The sequence below is a fragment of the Schaalia sp. 19OD2882 genome (assembly GCF_018986735.1).
Taxonomy (GTDB): domain Bacteria; phylum Actinomycetota; class Actinomycetes; order Actinomycetales; family Actinomycetaceae; genus Pauljensenia.
In genome coordinates this window covers 1,712,757-1,739,221 of record NZ_CP065521.1, presented here as the reverse complement: position 1 = coordinate 1,739,221, position 26,465 = coordinate 1,712,757, and the positions used below count along the sequence as shown (strand labels likewise).

The 26,465-nt window shown below is 67.2% G+C and carries 17 protein-coding genes and 1 pseudogene; 14 read left to right on the top strand and 4 right to left on the bottom strand.

Going from position 1 to position 26,465, the window contains the following annotated elements; all coding sequences use genetic code 11:
* The first annotated feature begins 141 nt into the window (after nt 1-141).
* Together I6B53_RS07690 and I6B53_RS07685 are read left to right on the top strand one after the other, a co-directional pair.
* Nucleotides 142-1,533, top strand: coding sequence for a glycine--tRNA ligase (locus I6B53_RS07690; protein WP_216763688.1), 1,392 nt, complete (start codon nt 142-144; stop codon nt 1,531-1,533).
* 883 nt (nt 1,534-2,416) lie between these two features.
* A complete protein-coding gene (locus I6B53_RS07685) occupies nt 2,417-8,398 on the top strand; it encodes a DUF4011 domain-containing protein (RefSeq protein WP_216763687.1) in 5,982 nt (1,993 codons plus the stop codon).
* Nucleotides 8,399-8,547: 149 nt separating this feature from the next.
* Here the strand turns inward: I6B53_RS07685 and I6B53_RS11100 are convergent.
* Nucleotides 8,548-9,195 (bottom strand): annotated as a pseudogene (locus I6B53_RS11100) (alpha/beta fold hydrolase); the annotation flags it as partial.
* Nucleotides 9,196-9,274: 79 nt separating this feature from the next.
* Nucleotides 9,275-9,799: a PadR family transcriptional regulator gene (locus I6B53_RS07680; protein WP_216763686.1), complete on the bottom strand. Its 525-nt coding sequence runs from the start codon at nt 9,797-9,799 to the stop codon at nt 9,275-9,277.
* Between the two features lie 192 nt (nt 9,800-9,991).
* On the opposite strand from I6B53_RS07680, the gene dusB reads away from it, so the two are divergent.
* Nucleotides 9,992-11,212, top strand: coding sequence for a tRNA dihydrouridine synthase DusB (gene dusB / locus I6B53_RS07675; protein ID WP_216765410.1), 1,221 nt, complete (start codon nt 9,992-9,994; stop codon nt 11,210-11,212).
* Nucleotides 11,205-12,059: a type I 3-dehydroquinate dehydratase gene (aroD, locus tag I6B53_RS07670; RefSeq protein WP_216763685.1), complete on the top strand. Its 855-nt coding sequence runs from the start codon at nt 11,205-11,207 to the stop codon at nt 12,057-12,059. The genes dusB and aroD overlap by 8 nt, the downstream gene beginning before the upstream one ends.
* Nucleotides 12,060-12,088: 29 nt before the next feature.
* On the opposite strand, the gene I6B53_RS07665 is transcribed toward aroD, so the two are convergent.
* A complete protein-coding gene (locus I6B53_RS07665) occupies nt 12,089-13,366 on the bottom strand; it encodes a hypothetical protein (protein ID WP_216763684.1) in 1,278 nt (425 codons plus the stop codon).
* A 206-nt stretch (nt 13,367-13,572) separates the two neighbouring features.
* On the opposite strand from I6B53_RS07665, the gene I6B53_RS07660 reads away from it, so the two are divergent.
* The 9 genes from I6B53_RS07660 to I6B53_RS07620 are packed head-to-tail and all read left to right on the top strand — an operon-like array spanning nt 13,573 to nt 24,548.
* Nucleotides 13,573-14,736, top strand: coding sequence for a glycosyltransferase family protein (locus I6B53_RS07660; RefSeq protein ID WP_253953821.1), 1,164 nt, complete (start codon nt 13,573-13,575; stop codon nt 14,734-14,736).
* The gene (locus tag I6B53_RS07655) at nt 14,733-15,944 is read left to right on the top strand and encodes a glycosyltransferase (protein WP_216763683.1); all 1,212 of its coding nucleotides are present in this window, start codon (nt 14,733-14,735) and stop codon (nt 15,942-15,944) included. The genes I6B53_RS07660 and I6B53_RS07655 overlap by 4 nt, the downstream gene beginning before the upstream one ends.
* Entirely contained in the window at nt 15,941-17,062 is a 1,122-nt protein-coding gene (locus I6B53_RS07650; protein WP_216763682.1) for a glycosyltransferase family 4 protein, read from the top strand. The genes I6B53_RS07655 and I6B53_RS07650 overlap by 4 nt, the downstream gene beginning before the upstream one ends.
* A 34-nt stretch (nt 17,063-17,096) precedes the next feature.
* Nucleotides 17,097-18,857 (top strand): ABC transporter ATP-binding protein, encoded by a 1,761-nt coding sequence (locus I6B53_RS07645; protein ID WP_216765408.1) that lies wholly within the window; start codon nt 17,097-17,099, stop codon nt 18,855-18,857.
* A complete protein-coding gene (locus I6B53_RS07640) occupies nt 18,847-19,974 on the top strand; it encodes an aminoglycoside phosphotransferase family protein (RefSeq protein ID WP_216763681.1) in 1,128 nt (375 codons plus the stop codon). The genes I6B53_RS07645 and I6B53_RS07640 overlap by 11 nt, the downstream gene beginning before the upstream one ends.
* The gene (locus I6B53_RS07635; RefSeq protein ID WP_253954019.1) at nt 19,974-20,990 is read left to right on the top strand and encodes a phosphotransferase; all 1,017 of its coding nucleotides are present in this window, start codon (nt 19,974-19,976) and stop codon (nt 20,988-20,990) included. The genes I6B53_RS07640 and I6B53_RS07635 overlap by 1 nt, the downstream gene beginning before the upstream one ends.
* A 5-nt stretch (nt 20,991-20,995) precedes the next feature.
* Nucleotides 20,996-22,342: a UDP-glucose/GDP-mannose dehydrogenase family protein gene (locus I6B53_RS07630; protein ID WP_216763679.1), complete on the top strand. Its 1,347-nt coding sequence runs from the start codon at nt 20,996-20,998 to the stop codon at nt 22,340-22,342.
* A 31-nt stretch (nt 22,343-22,373) separates the two neighbouring features.
* Complete coding sequence (locus tag I6B53_RS07625; protein WP_216763678.1) at nt 22,374-23,873, top strand: cell wall metabolism sensor histidine kinase WalK; 1,500 nt, start codon at nt 22,374-22,376, stop codon at nt 23,871-23,873.
* A gap of 18 nt (nt 23,874-23,891) precedes the next feature.
* Nucleotides 23,892-24,548 carry a response regulator transcription factor gene (locus tag I6B53_RS07620; RefSeq protein ID WP_216763677.1) on the top strand — a complete coding sequence of 219 codons (657 nt, stop codon included), beginning with the start codon at nt 23,892-23,894 and terminating at the stop codon, nt 24,546-24,548.
* Nucleotides 24,549-24,605: 57 nt separating this feature from the next.
* Here I6B53_RS07620 and I6B53_RS07615 read toward each other — a convergent pair whose 3' ends face one another.
* The gene (locus I6B53_RS07615) at nt 24,606-24,956 is read right to left on the bottom strand and encodes a hypothetical protein (RefSeq protein WP_216763676.1); all 351 of its coding nucleotides are present in this window, start codon (nt 24,954-24,956) and stop codon (nt 24,606-24,608) included.
* 160 nt (nt 24,957-25,116) lie between these two features.
* Between I6B53_RS07615 and I6B53_RS07610 the strand changes: the two genes are divergently transcribed.
* Nucleotides 25,117-26,421 (top strand): deoxyguanosinetriphosphate triphosphohydrolase, encoded by a 1,305-nt coding sequence (locus I6B53_RS07610; RefSeq protein WP_301554131.1) that lies wholly within the window; start codon nt 25,117-25,119, stop codon nt 26,419-26,421.
* Nucleotides 26,422-26,465 lie beyond the last annotated feature (44 nt).

The window sequence follows — 26,465 nt, the reverse complement described above, 5'->3', positions numbered from 1 at the left end:
GTTTCCGGGCCGGCACCGCCCTCGTGGCGTGTGGGGGAGTGGAGGTGGGACGAGGACGGGGCAGGCGCGGGGCGCCGGTAGACTTCCCCGTGACAGTGGCGCCCCAGCCAGGTGCGCCACCACATCACAAGGAGCACACACGTGGCAAAGGGCCCCTCGCGTCTCGATTCGGTCATCAGCCTGGCAAAGCGCCGAGGCTTCGTCTTCCCCTGCGGTGAGATCTACGGTGGTACCCGCAGCGCCTGGGACTACGGGCCCTTGGGAGTGGAGCTCAAGGAGAACATCAAGCGCCAGTGGTGGCAGTACATGGTCCGCTCCCGCGAGGACGTCGTGGGCCTGGACTCCTCGGTCATCCTGCCTCGCGAGACCTGGGTGGCCTCCGGCCATGTCAAGGCCTTCACCGATCCACTGGTGGAGTCCCTGCACACCCACAAGCGTTACCGTGTCGACCAGCTGATCGAGGAGTACGCCGAGCGCAAGGGTCTGGACCCCGACGCGGTGACCCTGGACATGGTCCCGGACCCGGTCACCGGCCAGCCCGGCAGCTGGACCGAGCCCCGCGCGTTCTCCGGACTGCTCAAGACCTACTTGGGTCCTGTCGACGACGAGGCGGGCCTGCACTACCTGCGTCCCGAGACCGCTCAGGGCATCTTCATCAACTACGCCAATGTGGCCACCGCGGCGCGCAGGAAGCCGCCTTTCGGCATCGGCCAGATCGGCAAGTCCTTCCGCAACGAGATCACCCCCGGCAACTTCATCTTCCGCACGCGCGAGTTCGAGCAGATGGAGTTGGAGTTCTTCTGCGCGCCGGGCACGGACGAGGAATGGCACCAGTATTGGATCGACCACCGGCGTGACTGGTACGTGGATCTGGGTATCGACCCGGAGAACCTGCGCTTGTACGAGCACCCGGCCGAGAAGCTCTCGCACTACTCCAAGCGCACTGTGGACATCGAGTACCGCTTCGGCTTCCAGGGCGGCCAGTGGGGAGAACTCGAAGGCATCGCGAACCGTACCGACTACGACTTGAGTGTGCACGCACAGGCTTCGGGCACGAAGCTCGACTTCTTCGACCAGGCCACCGGCGAGCGATGGGTCCCCTACGTCATCGAACCTTCGGCGGGTCTGACCCGTTCCCTCATGGCTTTCCTCGTCGAGGCCTACCACGAGGACCAGGCTCCCAACACCAAGGGTGGGGTGGACACCCGCGTGGTCCTCAAGTTGGATCCGCGCCTGTCCCCGGTCAAAGTGGCCGTCTTCCCGCTCTCGCGCAAGGATGAACTGACCGGCCCGGCGAGGGAGTTGGCTGCGGAACTGCGCCAGATCTGGAACGTCGACTACGATGACGCCGGCGCGGTGGGCCGCCGCTATCGCCGCCAGGACGAGATCGGCACCCCGTACTGCGTCACCTACGACTTCGATTCGGTCCAGGACGGGGCCGTGACCGTGCGCGACCGCGACACGATGGTCCAGGAACGCATCCCGCTGGGTGAGGTCAAGACTTGGCTGATCGAGCGCCTCGGCGCCTGCTGAGGGCGTTGCGTCCCATGTGACGACTCGGGGCCCCGGCGCGTCAGAGGGTGTCGAGTTCTCACAGTGGTGAAGACCCCTGGATCTGTTGGGTGAATGCCCGACAGGGGTGTTCTCATGGGCTTTTCGAGTTGAGAAGTCGGCTCGTGAGTTGATTTCTGGATCGTCTGCGGTGGCGACTAGTGTTCAAAGGTCCGGCATCGTCGTCGGAACAGTGCGTGTGAGCCAAGGAGTGGTGTCCGTGTCGGTGAACGAAGGGGTTGTCAACCGCGTCGTGATGGAGATTCTCCCGCCCTACTTGGGTGCCCATGTGCGCCGACGGCTCGCGGAGGAGCTTCCCGACATCGATTGGGAATCAGCATCCCGTCATTCGTCGTGGGAGCACCGTTCCCTTGACGACCTCTCCCAGCAGATCCGGGTTCTCACTGGTCGGGATTCCGATGGACGGCCCTTCCTCGCCACTGACATCGCATTTCGTTCAAAGCTCCACGAAATCCGTCATGCGCGGAATCGAGTTGCCCACCAACAGAGGTTGCAGGACCATGAGGTCTACACGATCCTCGGTCAGGTGATCGATGTCCTGGATGCCATCGATGCCCCTGAAGGAGCTGCAGAAGTTCGAAGGCAGCTCATTGAGTACTCCCGGATCAAAGCCAATGAGGACTCTTCCGGTCCTGATGCGTCAACGAGTGGCGGTGGTGCTCCCGTGCACGAACCGGTTCCGACTCCGGGGTCGCCCACAGGTTCGCAAGAATCAACTGATGGAGCATTCGCGGCCTTTGCGCCCGGGGCGCCTCAGCCGCTCCGCGTGGACACCTCCTGGAGTCCACAGTCCCCGACTGGGCCTTTCGAGTCGGGCTCGGCCCTCGATTCCCTCGCAGTGGAGGTGAGCCTTCCTCCGGTTCTGTCCTACGCCCACGCGGTCGCACGTCTGACGCCCACCCTCACCCTTCGAATGCATGTGGCACGAGCAACGCCGCAAGACGATGTCGATGCGGATGACGAACAGGCCGTGTACCACGACTTCGAGGACGGTCTTCCCGCAATCGTGCTGCCGGCTGTTCGTCCGGCGGAAACTCCCACAGAGGTGGATGACGTCCGTGTCTCGCTGACGATCTCGGACGACTCGTCGATGCTGGTGAAGCCAGTGTCGTTCCTTCTGCCCAAAGTCGACACCGCCCCGGTGGAGCACAGCGTCGAGCTCACCTTCGAGGACTCGGCGCTGCTCCAGGCGATGGAGGAATCCCGCTCGACGCTCACGCTCACACTGGAGTCCGGAGGGGATTCCCGATCCGAATCCGTCCCCGGACCACGCGTCCTGTCCTCCCGACAGTGGATCCTTGCGGGGGATGACCACTTCGCCGCCGCGAGCTTGGCGACATTCGTCCAGCCACAACACCCCGAGATTGCGCGCCTGGCAAAGGAGGCCTCGGCAGTATTGGCGGAGCGCACCGGTAGTTCTGCGCTGGACGGGTACGCGGGTGCGCCCGGAAGGGTCGACGCCACGGTCGAGGCGGTGTGCACCGCCTTCCACGACCGAGGGATCTCGTACGCCCTGCCCCCGACCAACTGGGGAGAAGTCGGCCAACGAGTTCGCACGGCTGAAGAGGTCCTTGACGGAGGACTTGCCACATGCCTCGACTCCACGCTCGTCCTTGCCAGCACACTCGAATACCTGGGGATCGAACCCCTTGTGATCGTCCTGGACGGGCACTGCCTTCTCGGATATCGCAAGTCCGACGACCACGAGTCCGAATCCTTGAGCATGTCCGGCTGGCGAATCGTCAACCAGATCGACCGCAGTGCCATTGAGGTGCTCGAGACCACGCTCCTGACTGCCGAACAAGAGCCGAGCGCAGCTTCACTTCGCAGGGAAGCGCACCATGGGATCGGGGAAGGGGGTTCGAAGATCCGCTTCGTCCTGTCCGTCCATGAGGCTCGAACCATGGGGATCTTGCCGCAGAAGGCAAGGGCACGCGACGATGACGGGAACATCGTGGAAGTCGCCGCACCTGTGACCGTGCGTGCCAACGTCGTCACCCTGGGCGAGAACATCGAACGGGTCGTCAGACCCGCGCGCCTGCGTGAACGCGCCCCCGAACGGGTCGAGAAGTGGAAGGCCGACCTGCTGGACCTCAGCCTGCGCAACCGCCTCATCAACTGTGCCCCCAGTGCCGTTTCCTCCCACAAGGTCATCGAACTCGCCATCCCGGAGGCGATCCTCGGCAGTTTCGAGGACATCATCAGCTCCGGTACCGAGATCAAGCTCATCGCCGCAGGAGAACGGGCAGCGGTGGCCAGACGCGTGGGGCGCGGCTTCAACATGGAGCTGGAACCGCCACAGCTTGCGCCCCTGCTCGCGGACCACAAGGAAGTGCAGGTCGACCTCTCGGACGAGGTCTACGACTCGACCCTGAGGAAACTCCGCACCTCCGCCCGAACGCTCATCGACGAGACGGGTGCCAACAACCTCTACCTCGCCCTGGGCACCTTGGTGTGGGAGACCAAGGGCAAGGAAGTCCGTTCGCCCCTCGTCTTCGTCCCGGTGGAGCTTCTCCGCGTCTCCAAGAACAGTCCGTACAAGCTCAGACTCGACTCATCGGGATCCTCGACCCCGAACTACTCACTCATCGAGCGACTGCGCACGGATCTGGGGCTGCGCATGCCGGAATTGTCCGATCCGGCAGCCGATGATGCCGGCCTGGACATCCCCCTCCTTTTCGACACGGTACGCAAGACGCTGTCCGAGAATCGCCTCCCCTTCCGAGTCGAGGCGACCACTTATCTCGGGATCTTCCAATTCGGCACCTTCCGTCTGTGGAGGGACCTCGAAGAGTCGTGGCGCCTCTTCGCCCGCAACCCGCTGGTCCGTCACCTCATCGAAGCTCCGGGCGAAGTGTTCGAGGATCCTGCTGCCTCGAATCCGATCCCCGACCTTGAAGAGGTCCTGCGAACCCTGCCGACTCCGGCTGACGCCTCCCAGATCGATGTCGTGGCGAACTCTGCAGCGGGACGCACGATGGTCGTGGAGGGCCCGCCAGGAACCGGCAAGTCCCAGACGATCACGAACCTCATCATCCGCGCCATCGCGGACGGCAAGAAGGTCATGTTCGTCGCGGAAAAGCGTGCGGCACTGGACGTGGTCGCCAAACGCTTGAAACGCGCAGGAGTCGGCGACCTGGTCCTCAATCTTCACGATCGTACGATGCGCCCGGACGACATCAGAGGAGCGCTCCTGAGGGCTGCCGACCACACGGTCCGCCCCGACACGACGGCTCTGGCCGTGCACTCCGGCCTCGCTGAGAAGGAACAGAGTGCTCTGGGCAGATACAGGTCGACTCTGCACTCGAAGGCACCTTCGGGCTTTTCGCTCTACACTGCGCGATCGACGCTCATCGCCTACGGAGACTCAGTTCCTGCACTGCCGTTGAAGCCGTCGGAAATCGAGAGGCTCGATCCGGCATGCCTCGACACGCTCAAGCGTTCCGCTCTCGTCGACCTGGCCGACCTCCAACTGCGGCTTCCCGCAGGTGCCGGTCGGGCGTATTCCTTCCTGACCCGACCGGTTCCGCCGGCGCAGGCCGAGCGCCTCTTCGCAGTGATCGAGGACGTGCAGAACCTGCCCGAAATCGGCCTGAGGGCCGATCTGGTCACCAGCATTGCCGCCTGCGAGCCCGCCGATCGTGAACGCATTGCGTGTGCCCTGGAATCCTCCCAGTTCAGCTGGCAGACGCTCAGACGAGCACATGAGCCTGAATGGGGGCACGCGTGCGAGCTCTTGGAGGAAGCGCTCCAGGAGTGTGAGGCGCAACCGGTCATCGCCCTGGACCACTTCTCCTCGTCGGTCCTCGACGAGGATCTGGTGGCAGTCCGCGACGCCCTCGTCAATGCGAAGAACGCCTTCTTCGGAAAGACGAGGAAGTCCGAGCGTGCCCTGGGTCCTCTGGCCGCCCACCGACTCGCACTGCCCTTGCCCGAACGGCCTGCAGAACTCTTGGCCATCGTGGACAACCTCCTTGCCCTGCAACGCCATCGTCGCAACCTGCGCGACCTCCTTCCCGCAGTCCTGCCCGAAGAGGTCGTCGGACCGATGAACAGGTGGTCTCCTTTCGAGGCGACCGGCATTGCCAGAGCTCGTGAGGCAGTGGCGTGGATTCGCTCAATGGCATCGATCGTCCCGGCGCCAGGCGTTCGCCCCAATGCGCTTCAACAGCTCGCGGAGGAGCTCTTGTCGAGTGCCGACCGGGTTTCGACGGCAGGGCTGGTGCGCAGGTGCGCCGATGTCGCGGCGGCTGCTGCCGACACGGGCGCCCTCGAAGGTGTGCCCCTTGTCGAAGTGCTTGACGCTCGTCGCCCGAGCGATTCGCAAGAGGAACGCAAGGAGGACTTCCGCGCGCGGCTGGCGCTGCTCGACGCGGTTGAGCCCTTCCGGGCCGCTGGACTTGTCACGACTGCAGATGCCTTGCTCGACGGGCAGGCGCGAGCCGATGATCTCCGTTCCGCCTTCGAGTGTGGCTTGGCGATGGCGACCGTGGAGGCACGGGCAACCGCAGGCGCCTTGCGAGGATTTTCCGCTTCCCTCCAGAACGACTCCACTGAACGACTCTCGACGGAGCTCGCTCGCCTCCAGGACCTGTTGCCGGACTCCGTCGTTTCGAGGGCCATTGATGCACGATCCTTCGGATCCGACAAGCCGCTCAACCCTCGCTTCGCGAAACTTCGAAGCGACCTGGAAAGGAAGCGCAGGAAGCGTCCCATTCGAGACCTCATCTCGGAGTACGGGGATCTCATCACCGAGCTCACTCCTTGTGTGCTGGTCTCGCCCGACTCCGTGGCCCGGTTCTTCCCCGCCGAACGCCAGGACTTCGACCTCGTCGTCTTCGACGAGGCCTCACAGATCACCGTCGCCTCTGCGATCGGGGCGATGGGACGAGGCCGCGCCATCGTCATCTGTGGGGACTCGAAGCAGATGCCGCCGACCTCCTTCGCGGAACTGACGCGCGACGAGGACGATGACAGCGTTCCTGTCGACGAAGAGTCGATTCTCTCCGAATGCGTCGCCGCACACGTGCCACGCAAACAGCTCACTTGGCACTACCGCAGCCAGGACGAGTCGCTCATCGCCTTCTCCAACGCCCGTTACTACGAAGGAAAACTCTCTTCCTTCCCCAGTCCGCTCTCGGGAACCTCTGCGAAGCCTCCCGAGGGGTACGGGATTTCTCTGCGTCGGGTCGAGGGCGAGTTCCTCCGCTCGATTCCGAGGGGACGGTCCCGAAGGTTTTTCCGCACGAATCCCATCGAGGCCGATGCAATCGTCGCGGAGATCCGCTCCCGATTTGCTCGCACCGAGAATCCGTCGATCGGAGTCGTCACATTCAACATCCAGCAGCGTGATCTCATCGAGCAGAAGCTGCGGGACCTCGACGACCACCGCGTCACGGTGTCCCTCGACTCGGATGACGGCCTCTTCGTGAAGAACCTCGAGAACGTCCAGGGGGACGAAAGGGACACGATCTTTTTCTCCGTCGCATTCTCGGCGGGCGAGAACGGTCAAGTTCCGCTGAACTTCGGTCCTCTCAACAGGTCGGGCGGCGAACGCAGGTTGAATGTGGCCATCACCCGCGCGCGAAAGGAGGTCGTCCTTTTCGCGAGCTTCGCGCCTGCCGCCCTTCATGTCGAGCGCTCGCAGTCGGAGGGGCTCAGAGACCTCAGGGCGTACCTGGAACTGGCGGAAGTCGGCGCCTGTGCCCCAAGTGCGATCCGCGGCAGAGGCTCAATGCCCGATAGTCACCGTGACGAGATCGCCGCAGCGCTTCGTCAGGCGGGTCTGGTCGTCTCCACCGATGTGGGACTGTCCGAGTTCCGTCTGGACCTGGTGCTCGCGCGAGCAGAGACTCCTGAGGAGCCCACTGTTGCGGTGATGCTCGACGGCGCGGGTTGGAGCCTTCGCCGAACTGCGTACGACAGGGATGTCCTGCCTGCAAAGGTCCTGAAGCACTCGATGCACTGGCCGCGAGTCGAGCGCATCTGGATGCCGGAGTGGTTGGCCGACCCGCGCGCTGTCACCGACAAACTGGTGCGTCTGGTCAATGCTGGGTCGCCTGTGGCGGCCGCGGAGGCCGACGCCAGTTCGCCGGGTGGCGGCGAGTCGCATCATCGCACGGCCCCCACGTCGTCCAAGATCCTGCCTCCGCCTCCGGACCGCCACGCGCTCTCCTCGGGGCAGATCGCTTCGATGGCCATTGGGGGCGAGACCTTGACCGGGACCCCGGCGCCGAGTTCCCCGAGGGGAGTTGAGCACCGTCATGCCGAGGCTGAGGAGCGTGTGCTCACCAGACCGAGCCCCTTCGTGGGAGCGAATGAGGTGCCGGGTGGCGACCGGGCAACACTCGACGACGCCGTGGTCGATTCTCGGGCCCGTGCCAAGGTCGTGAACGTGGCCGGGCAGATCCTCGCGATCGAGTTTCCTGTCGAGCAACGGCGGTTCCACGCCCTCATTGCCCGAGCCTTCGGCTTGGCACGCATGAAGCACGCCAGGCAGGAGCAGATTGCCCAGATCCTGCGAGGTGGACCTTGGCGCACCGACGAGTACGGATTCGTCTGGCCTGCCGACGTGCCGCCCACGAGCCTCCGTTCCTACCGGATTGACATTCTCGACCATCTCCAGCTCGAGGAAGTCCACCCTCAGGAACTCGACAACGCGGTGCGTGACATTCTCGGCACTCGCAGGACCACGGGGCTCGGGCACGTCGACAAGGTCCGTGCGGTCTTCGAAGGCCTTGGAACGCGAAATCGTCGGCTCACCTCGGCGGTACGGGAACGCATCGAGGAATCGATCCGCAGGGTCACGGAGGAGGCGGGCAGGTGAAGGTCGGAGCCGGCCAATCCAAGGCCTCCGACCCCGCCCTGTAATTCGGGATTCCTGTCAGGCCCTGGTGTGGCGGAGGCTCCGTCTTCCGCTTGCGGCCAGCGCCCGGTGTCGACCATGCTGCGGACCATCCGCGTGAACAATTCCGGGTCCTCGGCGCTCCACGGATGATGCATACCCGGTGCCACCCATGTCTGGGTCTGGGGCAGCAGTTCGGGCAGACGCGTCAGGGCCCGGTGGATCGAGCGTTGGTCGTGCTCGGCAGCCACGGCCAGGAAGGGTCGCGGATGGTCGAAGTGGGCGCCTGCAAGCGTGTCGACTGCGCATGCCCTGCCCAGAGCACGGTTGGTTTTCGCCGAGGCGGCAGCCCCCATGGTCGCGAAGCCCGCACGTTCTTCGGCGGGGATCATGAACGCGAAGGACTGGAGGTACCAGAACCACCGGTGGGTCCACATGGGTGCGCTCAGCATGCCCGGCAGGATGTCGAGCCGGGAGTATCCGCACAGAGCGGATCCGGAGATGGTGCACGAGGCGACCAGATCGGGGTAGCGTCGTACGAGGGCGGTGGCAATGAAGCCTCCCATCGACAGGCCCACCACGTGGGCACGTCCGCCAATGGCACGCTGGCGGACCAGGCCCGCCATCCAGTTCGCGCAGGCGGCGAAGCCCGGGAAAGTGACGTGGGCCAACACCCCATAGCCCGGCAGGTCGGGAGCGAGCACATGTCGGTCGCTCAGCCCGTCGACTTGATGGCTCCATGTGGCCGCACACATGTTGCCGCCGTGGAGGAAGAGGATCGTTTCTCCGGTGCGGGCCCGTGTTCAAGGGGGAAGCCCCCGAGTTGGAGGTCATCGGCGGCAGGAAATTCGGAGGTGCTCATTTTGGGATCCTTTCGAGCTTGGTGAGGAGGGCGTCGAGCCAGTCGAGTTCCGCGCGGGTCATCGCCACTCCCAGGTCCAGGGTGGATGAGCGCAGGACGGCTGCGAGGTCGTCGTCGGTGGTGGGCAGGGATTCGAGTTCGGCCAGGTGTGCTCGGGTGAGTTCCTGGCGGGCGCGCAAAAGGTCGATGACCCGCTGGGGGCCAAGTTGTGCGGCGAAGAAGACTTGCGCCATGAACGGGACCTTGACCTGCTCCGGCTCCGGTGTGCAGGCCAGCCACGACTCGAGTTCTGTGCGACCGGCCCGGGTCAGGGAGTGGACCTTGCGGTCCGGGCGGCCGTCCTGCCTGATGATTTCGGTGGAGATCAGGGCGTCTTTGGCCAAGCGGTCCAGTGCCCGGTAGACCTGCGACTGGTTTGCGTGCCAGAAGTGGTCGACGGACTTCATGAAGACTGTGTCGACCTCGTAGCCGCTCATGGGGCGGATCGACAGGAATCCGAGGATGATGTGTTTGAGTTCCACGCGAATACGCTATGACGCAAGTATTTGCATGTGCAAGTATCTTGGGGCTCCAGTAAACTCGGCCCCAGATCCACGGCCCTTTGACCGTACCCCGACAGATCCGGAGCCCCGGTGCCCACCACCCCCGCCCCACGACCCGAGTCCCTCGACATCGGACCGCTGCGCCTGTGGTCGCCCGTCGTCCTGGCACCCATGGCCGGGGTCACAGACGCCCCCTTCCGCCGGTTGTGCCGTCTCTTCGGAGAGGAAGGACTGCCGTGGCACCTGCGTCCGGCCGACACCCGTGCCGTCGCCGACCAGGACCCGGCGGGTGGCTCCGCCCTCGTCCCCGAAGAACCACCCCGACCCGAACCCGGAGTCGATGCGCCGGCCGGCCTGTACGTCATGGAAATGGTGACTTCCCGCGCCCTGGTCGAAGGAAATGCGAAGACGCTGGACATGGTGCGCCCCGACCCCGCTGAGCGGGTCCGCTCCGTCCAGCTCTACGGGGTCGTGCCCGAGGTCATGGCGGCCGCCACGCGGATCCTTGTCGAACGCGACCTGGCCGACCACATCGACCTCAACTTCGGATGCCCCGTCCCCAAGGTGACCCGCAAGGGCGGGGGAGCGGCCCTGCCCTGGAAGAAGGACCTGTACTCGGACCTGGTCGGCGCCGTCGTGCACGCCGCAGAATCGGCCGGCCGGACAGCCGGACGCGAGGTACCCGTCACCGTGAAGATGCGAATCGGCATCGACGAGGACCACGTGACCCACCTGGACGCCGCCCGCACCGCCCAGGACCTGGGGGCCGCCGCCGTCGCCCTGCACGCGCGTACCCAGACCCAGCACTACTCCGGCACTGCCAAGTGGCAGGAGATCGCCCGCCTCAAGGACGCACTGCGCATCCCCGTCATGGGCAACGGCGACGTCTTCAGCGGCGCCGACGCAGTGCGGATGATGCGCGAGACCGGCTGCGACGCCATTGTCGTGGGCCGCGGCTGCCAAGGGCGCCCCTGGCTCTTCCGCGACCTCGTGGCCGCCACCCACGGATGTGACCCACGACCCGGACCCGGCTTGGGCGAGGTCGCCGAGGTCATCATGCGCCATGCCCGCTGGTGCGTCGAGGACCGGGGGGATGACTTGCGCGCCATGCGTGAGATGCGCAAACACGTGGGCTGGTACCTGCGCGGCTTCGCCGTGGGGGGCAGGGCCCGCGGGGAGCTCAGCCGCGTGTCCAGCCTGGCTGAACTCAGCGAGCGCCTCGGAGCCCTGGACCTCGACCAGCCTTTCCCGCCCTCCGCCGAAGGGCCACGAGGCCGGGCCGGCACCGAAAAGACCCCGCACCTGCCCCACGGGTGGTTGGACTCGCGCACCCTCACCGAGGCCGAACGCGCCCAGTTGCACCTGGCGGAGGAAGGAGCGGACGGTGGCTGACACTTCCACCCCGCCGACCTCTCTCGGCCTGCCGGTGGGCCGCTGCCCGGAGGGGCCCCGCGGCTCCACGGATCTCGGCCGTCGCACGCGCATCATCATCCCCCTGACCGGCTGCGACGAGGACGCCCTTCGGGCCGAGGTCGCCGCCCTGGCCGCTCACCCCCACGACCTCGTCGAATGGCGCGTCGACCATTTCAGGGCGCTGGAGGCGCCCCCCTCCACTCGCGCCGCCGGCGCGCGACAGTGCGCGGGCCGGCCGCAGGTGATGGCAGCCCTCGATCTCCTGCTGGGCGCCGTCGACGTGCCCCTGCTGGCCACGGTCCGCACCCGTGACGAGGGCGGGGCCGCTGACCTGGACGACGCCGCCTACCACGACCTGGTCGGCCACCTGGCGTCCCGGGCGGATCTGGTCGACGTGGAGATCCAACGCCCCGACTCCGCAGGTCTCATTGCCCGGGCCAAGGCGGTCGGCGCCCTCGTGGTCGCCTCCTTCCACGACTTCACGCGCACCCCGCCCGCCGACACGCTCGACGCCCTCGTGGCGCAGATGTCCGCAGCCGATGCGGACATCCTCAAATTCGCCGTCAACTGCCAGGATGCCGAAGACCTGCGCACGGTCCTGGCGGCGCAGAAGCGCGCCGCACTCAACCACCTGCGCCCCGTCATCGGCATCGGGATGGGAGCCCATGGCGCCCCCTCACGTGTGGCCGGGATCCGGGCACACAGCGCCGCCACATTCGCCACGGCCGGCGCAGCCTCCGCCCCCGGGCAGTTGAGCGCACGCGAAACGCGTGCCGCCCTCGACCAGGCGGAAACAGGGCTGGATGTGGGCAAGGCCCGCGCCTGAAGGACGCCCCTTCCCGAAAGGACGACCCCTCAGAACTGGACGGGTGTGGGAGGCGCCTCCACACGTGGAGTGACGAACCACGCGCAGGACTCGGGCACGACGTCGAAAGCGCCTCCGGCCTCCGCTTCCGCTCCGGTGGAGGACACGAGCAGCTCGTACTCGGACGGGACTGTCACCGGAGCCCGGGAGGTGTTGAGGACCACCAGCACCCCGGACACCAGGTGCACGCCCACACCCTCGTGGATCCAGTCCAGGCCGTCGATCGTGGCCATCGACCCGGTCCCCATGCCGCGGCGTGTCCTGGTGCGCAGGACCAGGCCGATGCGTTCCTGGCGCACGTGGCGCAACGGAGCCTTGGACCACACTCGGTGGACGGTCGCATCCTCGCCCACCAACACGTCACCACCCACGTCGAGCAGTGGTACGTGCGCGCTGCCCGGCAGCGACAGGGCGAACAGACCCATGGCGTCGCGCCTGGCGGCCGAGGCACCGTTCTCCCACGAGGTCGCAGGCAGCATCCCCGACGCAGCCGGGTGGGCGAAACGCGGCACCTCGAGAGCGTCATGCAGGTGGTGCATACGCGACCAGGTCCACGCACTCACGCGATCGGCCCAGTCACGCACCCGATAGTTGGCGGACAAGGTCTCGTGCAGGCGCCGAGCATCCCACGGGCAGTTCGCCAGCGACGCGTCACGCAGCATGTGGAAGGCATCCTCACGAAGCTGCGAGGTCAGCGACACCGGGTCGCTCACCGGCGACTCCGCAGTGAGCACGGGGGCGCCCTCGTCCTGCCCCAACTCCGAGAGCAACACCCGCACCAGACGCGAGAATCGCTGCGCCTGCCAGGAGGCGACCTCAGGGGGCACATCCCCGCGCAAGTGGGCCGGGGGAGAGATCCGCCCCAGGTCGATGCCGTCCACGCCGGCCTCCACGCAGGCGCGCACCCGTCCGACCAGCGTCGTCAGGCCCTCGGAGATGTCGACCTCGGCCTCGGGAGCGGGCAGGTCGGCGCCCGGCAGCCGCACGAGGACCTTCAGGCCCACCCGGTGCATCCTCTCCACGAAGGGCGCAATGTCCGCCGCATCGCCCCACACCTGCTCCTGCGAGGCCAGGGCCACACTGACCGCCTGGAACCCCAGACGAGCCAAGTCGAAGGCCAGCGGCTCGACCTCACGCAACTGGAGCTCGTCCACACCACCTGGAACGTCGCAGATCACCGCCGACTTCCACCACGGGTTCGAACCCGAGCGACGACGGTGGACCAAGGTGGTCCTCACCTCGGCCGACTCAGGAGGCAATGTCTGCACGCCTCCCATGGTGTCACGCCCCGCCCCTTCCATGTGGGCCGAAGCCTCCTGTCGGACACGGATGCTGCCGCAAGGGCCCGGTGGGCACGAGTGTTGGAGGTTTCTCATCCTGTCTTCATGGTCCTCTTCCCCAGGTTTCCCACCATGGGAACACGCAGGTCGACCACGAAGGAGGTGACGCGGTGGGAGGAGATCGCACGAGGATCGTGCTCAGCAGTCATGACTCCCTGGGATTGGGGCATGTACGCCGAAATGCGGCAATCGCCCACCGACTGGCCGACGATCTGCCGCAGATGACCGGTGTGAGGGTGTCGGGCCTGTTGCTCACGGGGGCGTCCCCGGCCCTGGGGCTGCGGGCTCCTGACGGATTCGACTGGGTGGGTGTGCCCGGCGTGAGCAAGGACGAAGAAGGATATCGTCCGAGGAGTCTGCGCGAGGACACTTCGCTGGTCATCTCCCTGCGTTCGACACTGATCGAGGCCGCGTTGGAAGTGTTCCGCCCCGACCTGGTGATCATCGACCGACACCTCCTCGGAGTGCACGACGAATTGCACACACCCTTGCACGCTCTGCGCCAGGCCCTGCCCGAGTGCCGAATGGTCCTCGGGTTGCGAGAGGTCCTCGACGATCCTGCCGCGGCTGCACGCGAATGGGCCAGACCAGGTCACGAGGCCGCCCTGAGGGACCTTGTCGACGAGGTGTGGGTGTACGGGGACCGCGCAGTCCACGACCTCGTGAGCAGCGGAGAAGTCCCCGCCTGGGTCGACGAGCGGACGGAATTCACCGGCTACCTGGCGACAGGGCGGCCTTCAGCACCCGATCAGGTGCATCCGCCCGACGACTACGTCCTGACCACCGTCGGAGGTGGGCGCGACGGCCGCGCCCTGCTCGAAGCCGCTGTCGCCATGCCGGTGCCGACAGGTCTGCGGCACCTGCTCGTCGCCGGACCACAGATGCCGCAGGAGGACCTGCAACGGATTCGCGCCCGGGCAGGGGCAGCGGTCACCGTTGTGTCTTCGTGCCCGGACGTGGCCGCCCTCGTGGCAGGGGCGCGTGCGGTTGTCACCATGGGCGGCTACAACACGATCTGCGAGGTCCTGGCCGGCACCACCCCCGCCTTGGTGGTTCCGCGCGAACACCCGCGTCGCGAGCAGCTCATCCGCGCCCGGGCACTGCAAGAAGTCGGTGCCGTCGACCTCGTGCGAAGCCAGGACCTCTCACCGCAGGTGATGGGCAGATGGTGCGCACACGCCGTGGGACGCGGAGTCGACCGGTCGCACATCGCACGCGACGGACTGGCCCGCGTGTCGACCTTGGCGGCCCGACTGCTCGCCCCCACGAACCACACGCCCGAGGAGGAAACACCATGACACGCATCGGATACGTCCTCAAGGTCTACCCGCGCTTCTCGGAGACCTTCGTGGTCACCGAGATCCTCGCCCGCCAAGCACAGGGCGAAGACCTGCGGATCTTCGCCCTTCGCCCCACCCGTGACACCCATTTCCACCCGGAGATCTCCCGCGTGCGCGCACCCGTACGGTGGATCGCACGACCGCACGACGCCTCCACCTTCTGGGAGCTCATCGGCCCCATGGCGGCCGAAGAACCTCTGCGCTCGCGCTTGGCGCAGATCCTGCCCGACCTGGCGACCCTGCCCGCATCCGAGGTCGCACAAGGCATCATGCTGGCTCGCGCGGCCCTGGAGGACGGCATCACGCACCTGCACGCCCACTTCGCCTCCCTGGCGGGGCGGGTCGCCTGGATCGCCTCGCGCCTCAGCGGCATCCCCTTCACGGTGACCACTCACGCCAAGGACATCCACCACCGGGACGTCGACATCGACTGGCTCCGACGCATCGCGGGCGGCGCCGCACGCGTCATCGCCATCAGCCGCTTCAACGAGGAGCACCTGCGCCGCATCCTGGCAGACACGAGGGCCAGGATCGACCTGTGCCGAAACGCCCTGGAACTGGAGCGATTCCCCCACCGCCAGCCGGAAGGCCCACACCGGCCCCTGCGAGTGGTCGCGGTCGGGCGACTGGTGCGGAAGAAGGGATTCCCCGACCTGGTCGAAGCCTCCCGTGTTCTGCGCGAACGAGGCGTCGTGTGTCGCGTGGAGATCGCCGGGGAGGGCGAACAACGCCAAGAGCTGGAAGCCCTCATCGCATCTGGTGGCCTCCAGGACAGGGTCCGCCTCTTGGGGCCCCTCACCCAAGACAAGGTGCGCGAACTCCTCGAAGGAGCGGACGTCTTCGTCGCCCCCTGCGTGGTCGCCGAGGACGGAAATGTCGACGGCCTGCCCACGGTGGTCCTCGAAGCGATGGCCGTGGGCACGCCGGTGATCGCCACCAGCGTCACCGGGCTCCCGGAAGTCGTCCGTTCCGACACGGGAATCCTGCTGCCACCCGGTGACCCCGCGTCCTTGGCAAACGCCCTCGAAAAGGTCGCCAGAGGCGAGGTCGACCTGCGGGCCCTGAGCCGTGGTGCACGCTCGATGATCGAGACCGAGTACGACTCGGTACGCCAGGCCCGAGTGTTGGCAGCGTGGGAGAGCCCCGAGGCGGGTGAAGCGTCGTGAGGATCGCCTACGTGGTGGCCGATCCGGGTGTTCCCGTGTTCGGCACGAAGGGCGCCTCCGTCCATGTCCAAGAGGTGGTCCGTGAACTGCGCCGACGCGGCCATGACATTCGCGTGCACGCCCTGCGTCGCGGACAGTGCCCTCCTCGGGACATGGTCGACCTGCCGCTCGTCATCACCGAGGTCTCCGGCTCGGGGCCCGAACGGGAGGCAGCCCAACGGTGGTGCGCCGACAAGATCGCCGAGCAGGTGGCGGCGTGGGAACCCCACCTGGTGTGGGAACGGCACAGCCTCTTCTCCACCGTCATGGCGCAGGTCGTGGACGCATCCGGGTGCCCGGGGGTCCTGGAAGTGAACGCCCCCCTCGTCGACGAACAGAAGACTCATCGCCGTCTTCACGACGAAGAGGCCGCTTGGGCCGCCCTGGTCCGCCAAGTCGAGGCGGCCGACGTCGTCGCCTGCGTCTCGGAGCCAGTGGCCCGCTGGGTGGGTGAGCACACGGATGCCACACGGGTCCGCGTCGTGCCCAACGGGGTCAACACGCGGCGCATCCGCCCCGATGACGAGGCCGGAGGGCGCGTGGTCGTGACCTTCGTGGGGACCCTCAAACCGTGGCACGGGGTGGACGACCTGCTCCGGGCCGCAGCCTTGAGCCACGGCGGCTGGCAACTGCGCATCGTCGGCGACGGACCGCAGAGGACCCACGTGGAGACCCGGGCCCGCGAACTGGGTCTCGACGTCGACTTCCGCGGAGCGGTGGCACCCGATCAGGTGCCCGAACACCTCTCCGGCAGTGCGATCGCCGTTGCCCCCTACCCGCGGGTGCAGCGCACGGAGGAGCACTACTTCTCGCCGTTGAAGGTCCTGGAATACATGGCCGCCGGCCTGCCCGTGGTCGCCAGCCGCATCGGACAGATCCCGAGCCTGCTCGCAGGTGCGGGGCTCCTCGTCAACCCCTCGGACCCGCAGGCGCTGGCCGACGCCCTCGACTCACTGGCCGCAGACCCCGAACGTCGACGCCTGCTGGGCGCAAAGGCGCGCGCCACGGCGGTCTCCCTTCACGACTGGTCCCGAGTCGTCGGCACGGTCCTGGACCACGCGGGGGTGCGCGGTGGCTGAGAACCGACGCGCATCCGTGAAACGCATCTTGCGCATGGTCGGGCCGGACGTGCGGCCCCAGATGCTGCTGGTCGTCACGGGAATCATCGTCCTGCTGCTCGAGGTCGTCTTCCGCGTCCTGGAGCCCTGGCCGATGAAGATCGCCATCGACTCCGTTCTGAGCCCCGGGGCGACAGGAATCGGCATCGGCTCCTCACCTGCGGTCGACCTCGCCGCCTGCGCCGCCATGCTGCTGCTCACCGTCGTCATGCGAGCCCTGAGCAACTACGTCGCCACCGTCTGCTTCGCGGTGGCCGGCTCACGGGTGGCCGCTTCCCTGCGGGCGCGAGTCTTCCACCACGTCCAGTGCCTGTCCCAACAGTTCCACTCACACAATCGCAGTGCCGACACGGTCCAGAGGATCGTCTCCGACGTGGCCCGCATGCAGGACGTCGCCGTCACCGCCGGACTGCCACTGCTTGCCAACGGGGCGACACTGCTCGTCATGCTCGCCGTGATGCTGGTCCTCGAACCGGTCCTGGCCCTCGTCGTCCTGGCTGCCATGGTCGTCTTCGTCCTGGTCTCGCGGGGCAGTTCCCGAAAGATCACCGCAGCCTCCCGGCGCACAAGGCAAGGAGAAGGTCGACTGGCCGACGCCGCCCAGGAGACTCTCTCGTCCATCAGAGTCATCCAGGCCTACGGCCTCGAACCCATGGTGGAGCAACGCTTCGCGCGAACCAACACCCATTCGCTGCTCCAGGGAGTCAGGGCAGTGCGGATGGCTGCGGGTCTGGAACGCAGCACTGACGTGATCGTCGGGTTGGTCAGTGCGTCCGTGCTGGTCGGAGGCGGCATCGGAGTACTCGCCGGTTCGATGACAGTGGGGGAACTGGTCCTCTTCGCCAGCTACCTTCGCACCGCCATGAAACCACTTCGGGACATGGCCAAGTACACCGGCCGAATCGCCCGAGCCAACGCCTCGGGCGAGAGGGTGGCCGACCTGTTTGACATGCGCCCGGACATCGTCAGCCCCCCGCGACCCCGACCACTGGGCAGGGTCCACGGCGCCCTCGAATTACAGCACGTCACCACCCATTACGCGGACACAGAGGTGCTCCATGGGCTCGACCTGCGTGTCGCACCCGGTGAGTTCGTCGCCATCGTGGGGCCCTCGGGTGCGGGAAAGAGCACCTTGGTCTCCTTGGTCACCCGCAGCATGGACCCGACTTGCGGGCAGGTGCTCCTGGACGGGATTCCCCTGACCGACCTCGACCTGGCGCAGTTGAGAGGGGCGGTGTCCGTGCTGCACCAGGACGCCGTCCTCTTCGCCGGGACCATCCGCGAGAACATCCGACTGGGCCGACCCGGTGCCACCGACGCAGAGGTCGAGGCCGCTGCACGCGCCGCTCATGCACACGGCTTCACCGTCGAGCTGGCGCAGGGCTACGACACGGTGGTCGGCGAAAGGGGAGGAACCCTGTCCGGCGGGCAGCGTCAACGAATTGCCATCGCACGCGCACTGCTGCGCGATTCTCCGGTGGTCATCCTGGACGAAGCGACGACCGGACTCGACCACGAGTCCGCCGAACAGGTGCTGGATGCGATCCGCGAACTGGTCCGGGGTCGAACCACTCTTGCCGTCACCCACGATGCGCAGGTCGCCATCCGCGCCAGCCGTGTCGTGTGGATGGACAGGGGACGGATCCTCATGGATGCGCCGCCACAACAGCTTCTGGCGGGCAGTTCTCTCTTCCGCGACTGGGTCGCTGCCGGCGACAGGGCTCTTTCCCCAGCGGAGGTGCGCCGTGGACGCTGAACTGGTCGAGGCGGTCGACACGGTTTGCGACCCCGAGGCGCTGGGGGACCTGCTCGCCAGGCCCGTCGTGGCCACCCGGCTGCGGATCAAACCGCAGGTGTCCGTGAGCGCAGCCCTGGCCGACGCCTGCACCCTGGAACCTTGGGGCTGGGTGCAGGTCCTGTGGCCCCGCGCCTGGTCGAAGGGACGCCGACGTGGAGCCGAGGCGGCTGCTCTGGGCCTTCGGAGGCGGACCGTGAATCTTGGCGGCCTGCACCTGCACGCCGGTGGCGTGGCAAGTGACCCGGCATTGCAAGGGGTTGTGGCGGCACGGGGCCTGACGGCGGCGGTGGGGGCCACCGACCACATGCGGATCCTGCGCCACAATCCGCTGCGCCGTCTCGTCCTGGCCGACTCCGAACGGGTGATCCGCCTGACCTCCCTTTCCCAGTACCCTCCCGCAGCCTTGGAGACCCTCGTGGCGCAGCACTGCCCCGTGCCGCCGCGTCTGGACCGTGGAGACGACCCGCACATGAGTGTGCGTGCCAGGGTCGGTCACACGGACCTCGCCGGCAGCCGTGACTTCGAGGCCGTACGAAGGGCGGGCACGCTGCTTGCCCGACTGCACCGCACACCCCTGTGCGAGGTCGGCGCCGCACAAGTTCGCGAATTGCGCGGCAGGGCCCCCGACGTCGTGGCGCGAGCCCACGTCCACGCGAACCTCCTCGACCACCTCGCCCCCGACCTGGCCGCTCGGGTGCGTGCACTGGCCCCATGTCTGCGCCCGTGTCAGGGCCAGGCGGTCCTCAGCCACGGAGATGCCTCACCCGACCAGGTGCTGGTCGAGCGGGGAAGTCAAGCCACGTGGCTGACCGACTTCGACAGAATCTGCGTGGCGCCGCCGGCCGTGGACCTGGGCTCCTGGGTGGCCGATGCCGGCCCCTGGTCTCTCACGCCACTCCTGGAGGGCTATGCCGCAGGTGGGGTGGTGGTCCCCGAGCAGGAGGAGATGCGCAGGGGAGTGCGAAGCTCCTTCGTCATGCGCCTCATGGAGCCTTTGCGCAGTGCTCGACCCGATTGGCGCCCGGCACTTGAGCAGAGGATCGCCCACCTGGAGGAGGTGAGCGCGTGCGACTGATGGCAATCCTGGAACAGCTCCCGGGTGTCCGCCGTGCCTGGCCGGGCAGCGACGGCTCCCTCGTGTGGGAGGGGATCGACGAGGACGGTCTGCTGCGTGCAGGTCGGATCGACTCACAAGGGCGGGTCCATCGCCAACCCCATGGCGTCGACCCCGCCGTGCCATCGCCTCCTGCGGGCCTGCAGGCAACCCTGGTCGTCCACAGACTGGGCAGACGCGCGGTGCGCATCTGGTCCGACGGGGTCGTCAAGAGCGTACGGCCCGGCCGAGCCGACGCCCTCGCGGACGCAATGGAAGCCTTCCGCACACACGCCACTGATGCACTCAAAGTTCCCGCTCTCATCGACCACGACCACGCCCACCTCTTCACCCGGCGGGCACCGGGGGCAGAACTTCGCCGCAGCGGAGCCGAAGGCGTGGACGGATGGCGAACCCTCATGGAGGAGTGGCCGCTGGTCTTCCGCAGCACCGACGACGACCGGCTCCCGCTCCACGAGGGCGCCGACGAAGCCCGTGTCCTCAGACACTGGCTGGAACAGGTGCGAGTGCATGGACTCATCGATCCACACGCCCACGTGGAGACCCGCATCCGCCGTCTCGGCGAACTCCTGACCCGGGCCGGATCCCGGCGGGTCCTGGCCCATCGGGACCTGCATGACGGTCAGATCCTGTGGGACGGCGAAAAGGTCTGGCTGATCGACCTGGACACCGCCTGCCGGGCGGCCCCGGAAGTCGACCTGGCGAATCTACGGGCACACGCCGAGGTCTCCCACCTGTGCGGGCGCTCCGATGCAAGGGTCCACGGGGCGATCCTCGACGGCCTCGACGACCTCGCCACCCGCCTGGACCTCCGCAGCGCCGACATGGACGCCTACCTCGAGGCCGCCCGACTGCGCATCGCCCTCGTCCACGCCTTCAGACCCTCGGACGCCTCTTGGCTGCCGGCATGGGTCGACCACTGTCTTCGCCACACGGGCATCCGCTCGTGGACACACGCATCCACCCAAGGAGAGTGAGAGCAATGAGGATTTCAGTCATCGGCTGCGGGTACCTGGGGGCGGTGCACGCGGCGTGCATGGCCGGCCTGGGTCACGAGGTCGTCGGAATCGAGGTCGACGCCCGGCGCCGGCGTGCTCTGGCTGCCGGTCGAGCGCCCTTCCACGAACCCGGGCTCGACTCCCTCCTGGCACGCGAAGTGCGCCGTCGGCGACTCCGTTTCGTCGAGGACGCCGCCATGGCCGACCTGGACGCCGTCGATGTCCATTTCCTGTGCGTGGGCACGCCGCAGGGGGACCCCGAGGGCAGCGCCGACCTGAGTCACCTCGACCGGGCAGTGGAGGCCTTGGCCAAGGTGCTGCGCCCGGGCAGGCGGACCCTGGTCGTGGGCAAGTCCACGGTGCCAGTGGGCACCGCGCGCCGGCTCGCACAGCGCCTTGCTCCCACCGGAGCGGTCCTCATGTGGAACCCGGAGTTCCTGCGAGAGGGTTTCGCCATCGAGGACACCTTGCATCCCGACCGCATCGTCTACGGACTGCCCGAGCACCAGGATTGCGCGGAGTACGCGAAACAGCTCCTCGACTCCGTCTACGCCCCTTTGCTGGGCGAGGGCATCCCACGGCTCCTCACCGACCTGGAGACAGCCGAACTCATCAAGGTCGCGGCCAACTCCTTCCTCGCCACGAAGATCAGTTTCATCAATGCGATGGCCGAGGTCTGCGAGGCCGCCGGGGCCGATGTCACCGTCCTGGCCGACGCCATAGGACGCGATTCGCGCATCGGGAACCTCTTCCTGCGCGCCGGCGTCGGATTCGGAGGAGGGTGCCTGCCCAAGGACATTCGCGCCTTTCGCGCGCGAGCACATGAACTCGGGGTCGGCGATGCGCTCGACTTCCTTGAAGACGTCGAGGCCATCAACCTGCGTCGACGCCAAAAGGTCGTCGACCTGGTGCGCGAAAAGGTTCCCGGCGGCATCGTCGGGGCGAAGGTGTGCGTGTTGGGGGCGGCTTTCAAGCCCGACAGCGACGACATCAGGGACTCGCCGGCGGTCGACGTGGCCCTGCGCCTCCACGAGGCGGGCGCCCATGTGAGTGTGAACGATCCGAAGGCGCTGCCGACACTGGCTCGCGAGGTCACCGGGCTCGACCTTGAGGAGGACCTCGAAACCGCCCTGGCCGAAGCCGACGTCGTCGTGTTGCTCACCGAATGGGAGCACTTCGTCGCCCTCGACCCGTGGCGCGTTGCCGAGCTGGTTTCCACTCCGCTGGTCATCGACGGACGAAACGCCCTGCCTCGCGCACGCTGGGTGGACGCCGGATGGGAGCACGTGGGACTCGGACGGGCCGGTGTGCAGACCGTCCTCAAGGCGTGACACCCGGGTGGACAGCAGTGACAATGGGCCAATGGGGGTGGCACAGGGCGCGCGCGGAATCACCATCCGCACCCGCATCATGTGGGCGATGTTCGTCGTCGCAGCCTGCGCCCTGGGTACCTCCGGCACAATGGTCACCGTCCTGCATGTGCGCAGTTCGGACGCCGAGGTGACCGAGCACCTGCTGCGGGTGCGCACCCAGGTCCAGGACCTGGCCTCCGGCGGGGTCGACCCGTGGACCGGCCGGCCCTTCTCCGACCCGGCGGCCGTGGTACGCACTCACCTTGCCCACAGTGTCCTGGGTCCCGACGAAGGCGAACTCGGATTCCAAGGTGAACGCCTGCGTTGGGTGCCGGCCAAGGAAGGGCCCATGTCCGGTGAACAGGCGGCCCAGGCGCCTCCTGAGGGGTTCCAACCGGAGGGCGACACGGAACTCATGGCCGCATTGACGCCGATGCTGCGTGGATCGGATTCCGTGGTGGACTCCGTGACAACCTCGTCGGCCCATTACAGGGTGCTCCTGGTCCCGGTCCGGGCAGCGGGTGAGAGCGCGACCTTGGTGCGGGTGGTGGACCTGGACCGACGCAATGCCGAACTCAAGCGGATCATGGTCCTGTACTCCGTGGTCGCCCTGGCCACTTTGCTGCTCGAAGGCACAGTCGCCATGCTGGTCGTCGGCAGGTTGCTGCGACCGATCGGGGTCCTCAGGCGGGCCGCGGACGACATCGACGAGTCCGACCTGACCTCGCGTGTGACGGTGCGCGGCAGGGACGATCTCGCGGGGCTGGCCGGAGCCTTCAACAGGATGCTCGATCGGGTCCAACGGGCCGTGGAGGGCCGCAATGCGCTTCTCGACGATGTGGGGCACGAGCTGCGCACACCGATCACCGTCGTGCGTGGCCACCTCGAATTGCTCGACCCGAATGATCCGGCGGACGTGGCCGAGACCCGGGAGGTGGCCATCGACGAACTGGACCGGATGGGGCGCCTGGTCAACGACTTGTTGGTCCTTGCCTCCTCGCAGTCCGAGGATTTCGTGGTCCCGGTCGAATGCGACCTGGGCCAGCTCACCACACAGGTGGCGGACAAGGCGTGTGCCCTGGGAGCGCGCCAGTGGCAGACGGTGAGCATTGCTCAGGGCACTGTCGTGGTGGACCCGGCTCGTGTGACGCAGGCATGGCTCCAGTTGGCCGGCAACGCAGTGAAGTACTCCGACAAGGACTCGCTGATCCAGTTGGGGTCCCGTGTGGAGGACGGCCAGGTGTTCCTGTGGGTCGAGGACGAGGGGATCGGCATCGCCGCCGGCGACCTGGAGCGGGTCCGACAGCGTTTCGAACGCACTGACGAGGCCAAGCGGCGACGGGCCGGTTCCGGGCTGGGACTGGACATCGTCGAGAGCATTGTCGCTGCTCACGGCGGCACCCTGCAGATCGCCTCTTTGGAGGGACGCGGCTCCCGCTTCACCATGTGCCTGCCGACCCGAATTCCGGCGGACACGAGCCAATGCGGGACCCGCCCCGCGAGACCATGACAGGAACGAGGAGGGACCATGGGGACGATCCTCATCGTCGAGGACGAGGCGCGGATCGCGGCCTTCGTATCGAAGGGGCTCAAGGCGGCCGGTTATTCGCCCAGCGTGACCGAGTCAGGACTCATGGCGGTCGAACTGGTGCTCTCGGGTGGAGTCGACCTGGTCATCCTGGACGTCGGTCTTCCCGACATCGACGGATTCGAGGTGCTGGACAGGATCAGGGGCCAGGGTTCGGGCACCCCCGTCATCATGTTGACCGCCCGTTCCTCCGTGGCGGACAAGGTGGCGGGCCTGGAGGGCGGCGCGGACGACTACATGCCCAAGCCGTTCTCCTTCGAAGAGTTGCTCGCCCGGGTCCGTGCTCGCCTGCGAACGGAGCCCGCGACTCGCGCGGACCGGCTTTCACATTCGGGACTCACCTTGGACCTGCGGAGCCGTCGGGCCGACGTCGGTTCAGGATGGGTCGACCTGTCGGCCCGTGAGTTCGCTCTGACCGAGGTGTTCCTGCGCAACGCCGGTCAAGTCCTCAGCCGTGAACAGCTCTTGGCAGCGGTGTGGGGACTCGACTTCGACCCGGAGTCGAATGTGGTCGACGTCTACGTGTCGTATCTGCGGGCCAAGCTCGGCAAGGAGCGTTTCGAGACCGTGCGCGGCATGGGGTACCGGCTGGCCTGACCCCGCATGGGCGGGTGTTCCGACCGCTTGCGGGCTCTGGCCGAAGCGCCCGACGGATCAGTCGTCCGTGTCGTCATCCACATCGTCGTCATCGGGGTCGTCGAGGTCGATGGGTGGTGGAGGCGGTACTTCTTCGGGTGTCTGCACCACTGGCGCACTTGGTGTCGCCGGCACGCTCGGTGACGTCGGGACACTTGGTTTCGCCGGGACAACGGGCGGCGTCGGCACCCGGGCGCCCGATTGGGATCCACTCGCGGGTGGGGTGGAGCTCTGCTCCAGGACGACTGCGGGCCGACTCACGGTGGGGGAGGCGGGACTCGCCAAGGTCACTACCGCCCAGACCAGCAGGACCGCTGTCAGGGCGATCAGGGCGACCAGGGCTCCGATGCGTAGGCGTTGGGCGTCCATGGTGCCTCCTCGGGTTCGTCTTGCACCCCAGTCAAGCCCATCCGGATTGGAAGCGGAACAGAAGCGCATGAGGAGATTCTCATGAACGGGAGCCCCTGGATTGGGTGGGGTCCTTCGAGTTCCCCGAGGGCGTCACCCCTGAGAAGCTATGCTGCCCGGTGTGAGCACTGGACCCGGCCTTGTCCCCACTCCCCGCGCGAGCGACCAGGACTGGTCCTACGACGCCCGTGACCAAGAACGCTGGGTGCCTGAGGAACCGAAGTCGCCGGTGCGCACGGACTTCGAGAGGGACCGGGCACGGGTGCTGCACTGCTCGGCCCTGCGCCGCTTGGGGGAAAAGACCCAAGTGGTGGGTCCCGCCTCCGACGACTTCGTGCGGACCCGTCTGACCCACTCCCTGGAGGTCGCCCAGGTTGGTCGTGAGCTCGGCAAACTACTGGGCGCCGACCCGGATGTGGTGGATGCGGCGTGCCTCAGTCATGACCTGGGGCACCCGCCGTTCGGCCACAACGGCGAGAAGGTGCTCGATGAACTGGGTCGAGCCTGCGGTGGCTTCGAGGGAAACGCCCAGACGCTGCGACTGGTCACCCGCTTGGAGCCCAAGGTGCTGGGCCCCGGCGGTGTGCCTGCGGGCCTGAATCTCACGCGCGCGACACTGGACGCCATCTGCAAGTACCCGTGGGTTCGTGGCGAGGGGCCCGATCCGGTCAAGTCCCTGCGCAAGTACTCCGTCCACGAGGACGATGCGGAGGTCTTCGAATGGATGCGTCAAGGAGCCCCTGAGGGACGCAGGTGCCTTGAGGCCCAGATCATGGACCTGTCCGACGACGTGGCCTACTCGGTGCACGACGTCGAGGACGCCGTGGCCACCGGCAAGTTCGACCCGGCACGCCTGCGTGACGACTCCGTGGTCGCCCACGTCGTGGACCGCGCCATCGCCTGGTACGGGGATGCGTTGGGGCGTGCGGAGATCGAAGGTGCTGTCGAGCGCCTCGTGGCCTCGCCCCGCTGGTTGTCCTCATTCGACGGGTCGTGGGCTGACCTTGCCCGTCTGAAGGACCTGACGTCGCAGCTCATCGGCCGCTTCTGCGGGGCCGCCGTGGCCGCCACCCGTGAGCAGCACGGTCAGGGGCGACTGGGCCGCTATGGGGCGGACCTCATCGTGCCGGCTTCCACGCGCGCCGAGATCCAGGTCCTCAAGGGCATCGCCGTCGAGTACGTGATGTCTCCGCGCGAGTCCGAGCCGATTTACTACCAGCAGCGCACCCTTTTGGCGGATCTGGTCGATGCGCTGGTCGAGGGAGGGCCGGAGGTGATGGAGCCGATCTTCGCCGACGCGTGGAGGAGGGCGTCGAGTGAGGAGGAGCGCCTGAGGGTCGTCATCGACCAGGTGGCCTCCCTCACGGACGCTTCGGCCTCGCGGTGGCACGCGCGGCTGTGCGGGCTGCTCTCCAGTCAACTGTGAGGCCCGCCCCGACCTCGTCGGGAGTCGTGGGAGGCCCTCTCGGT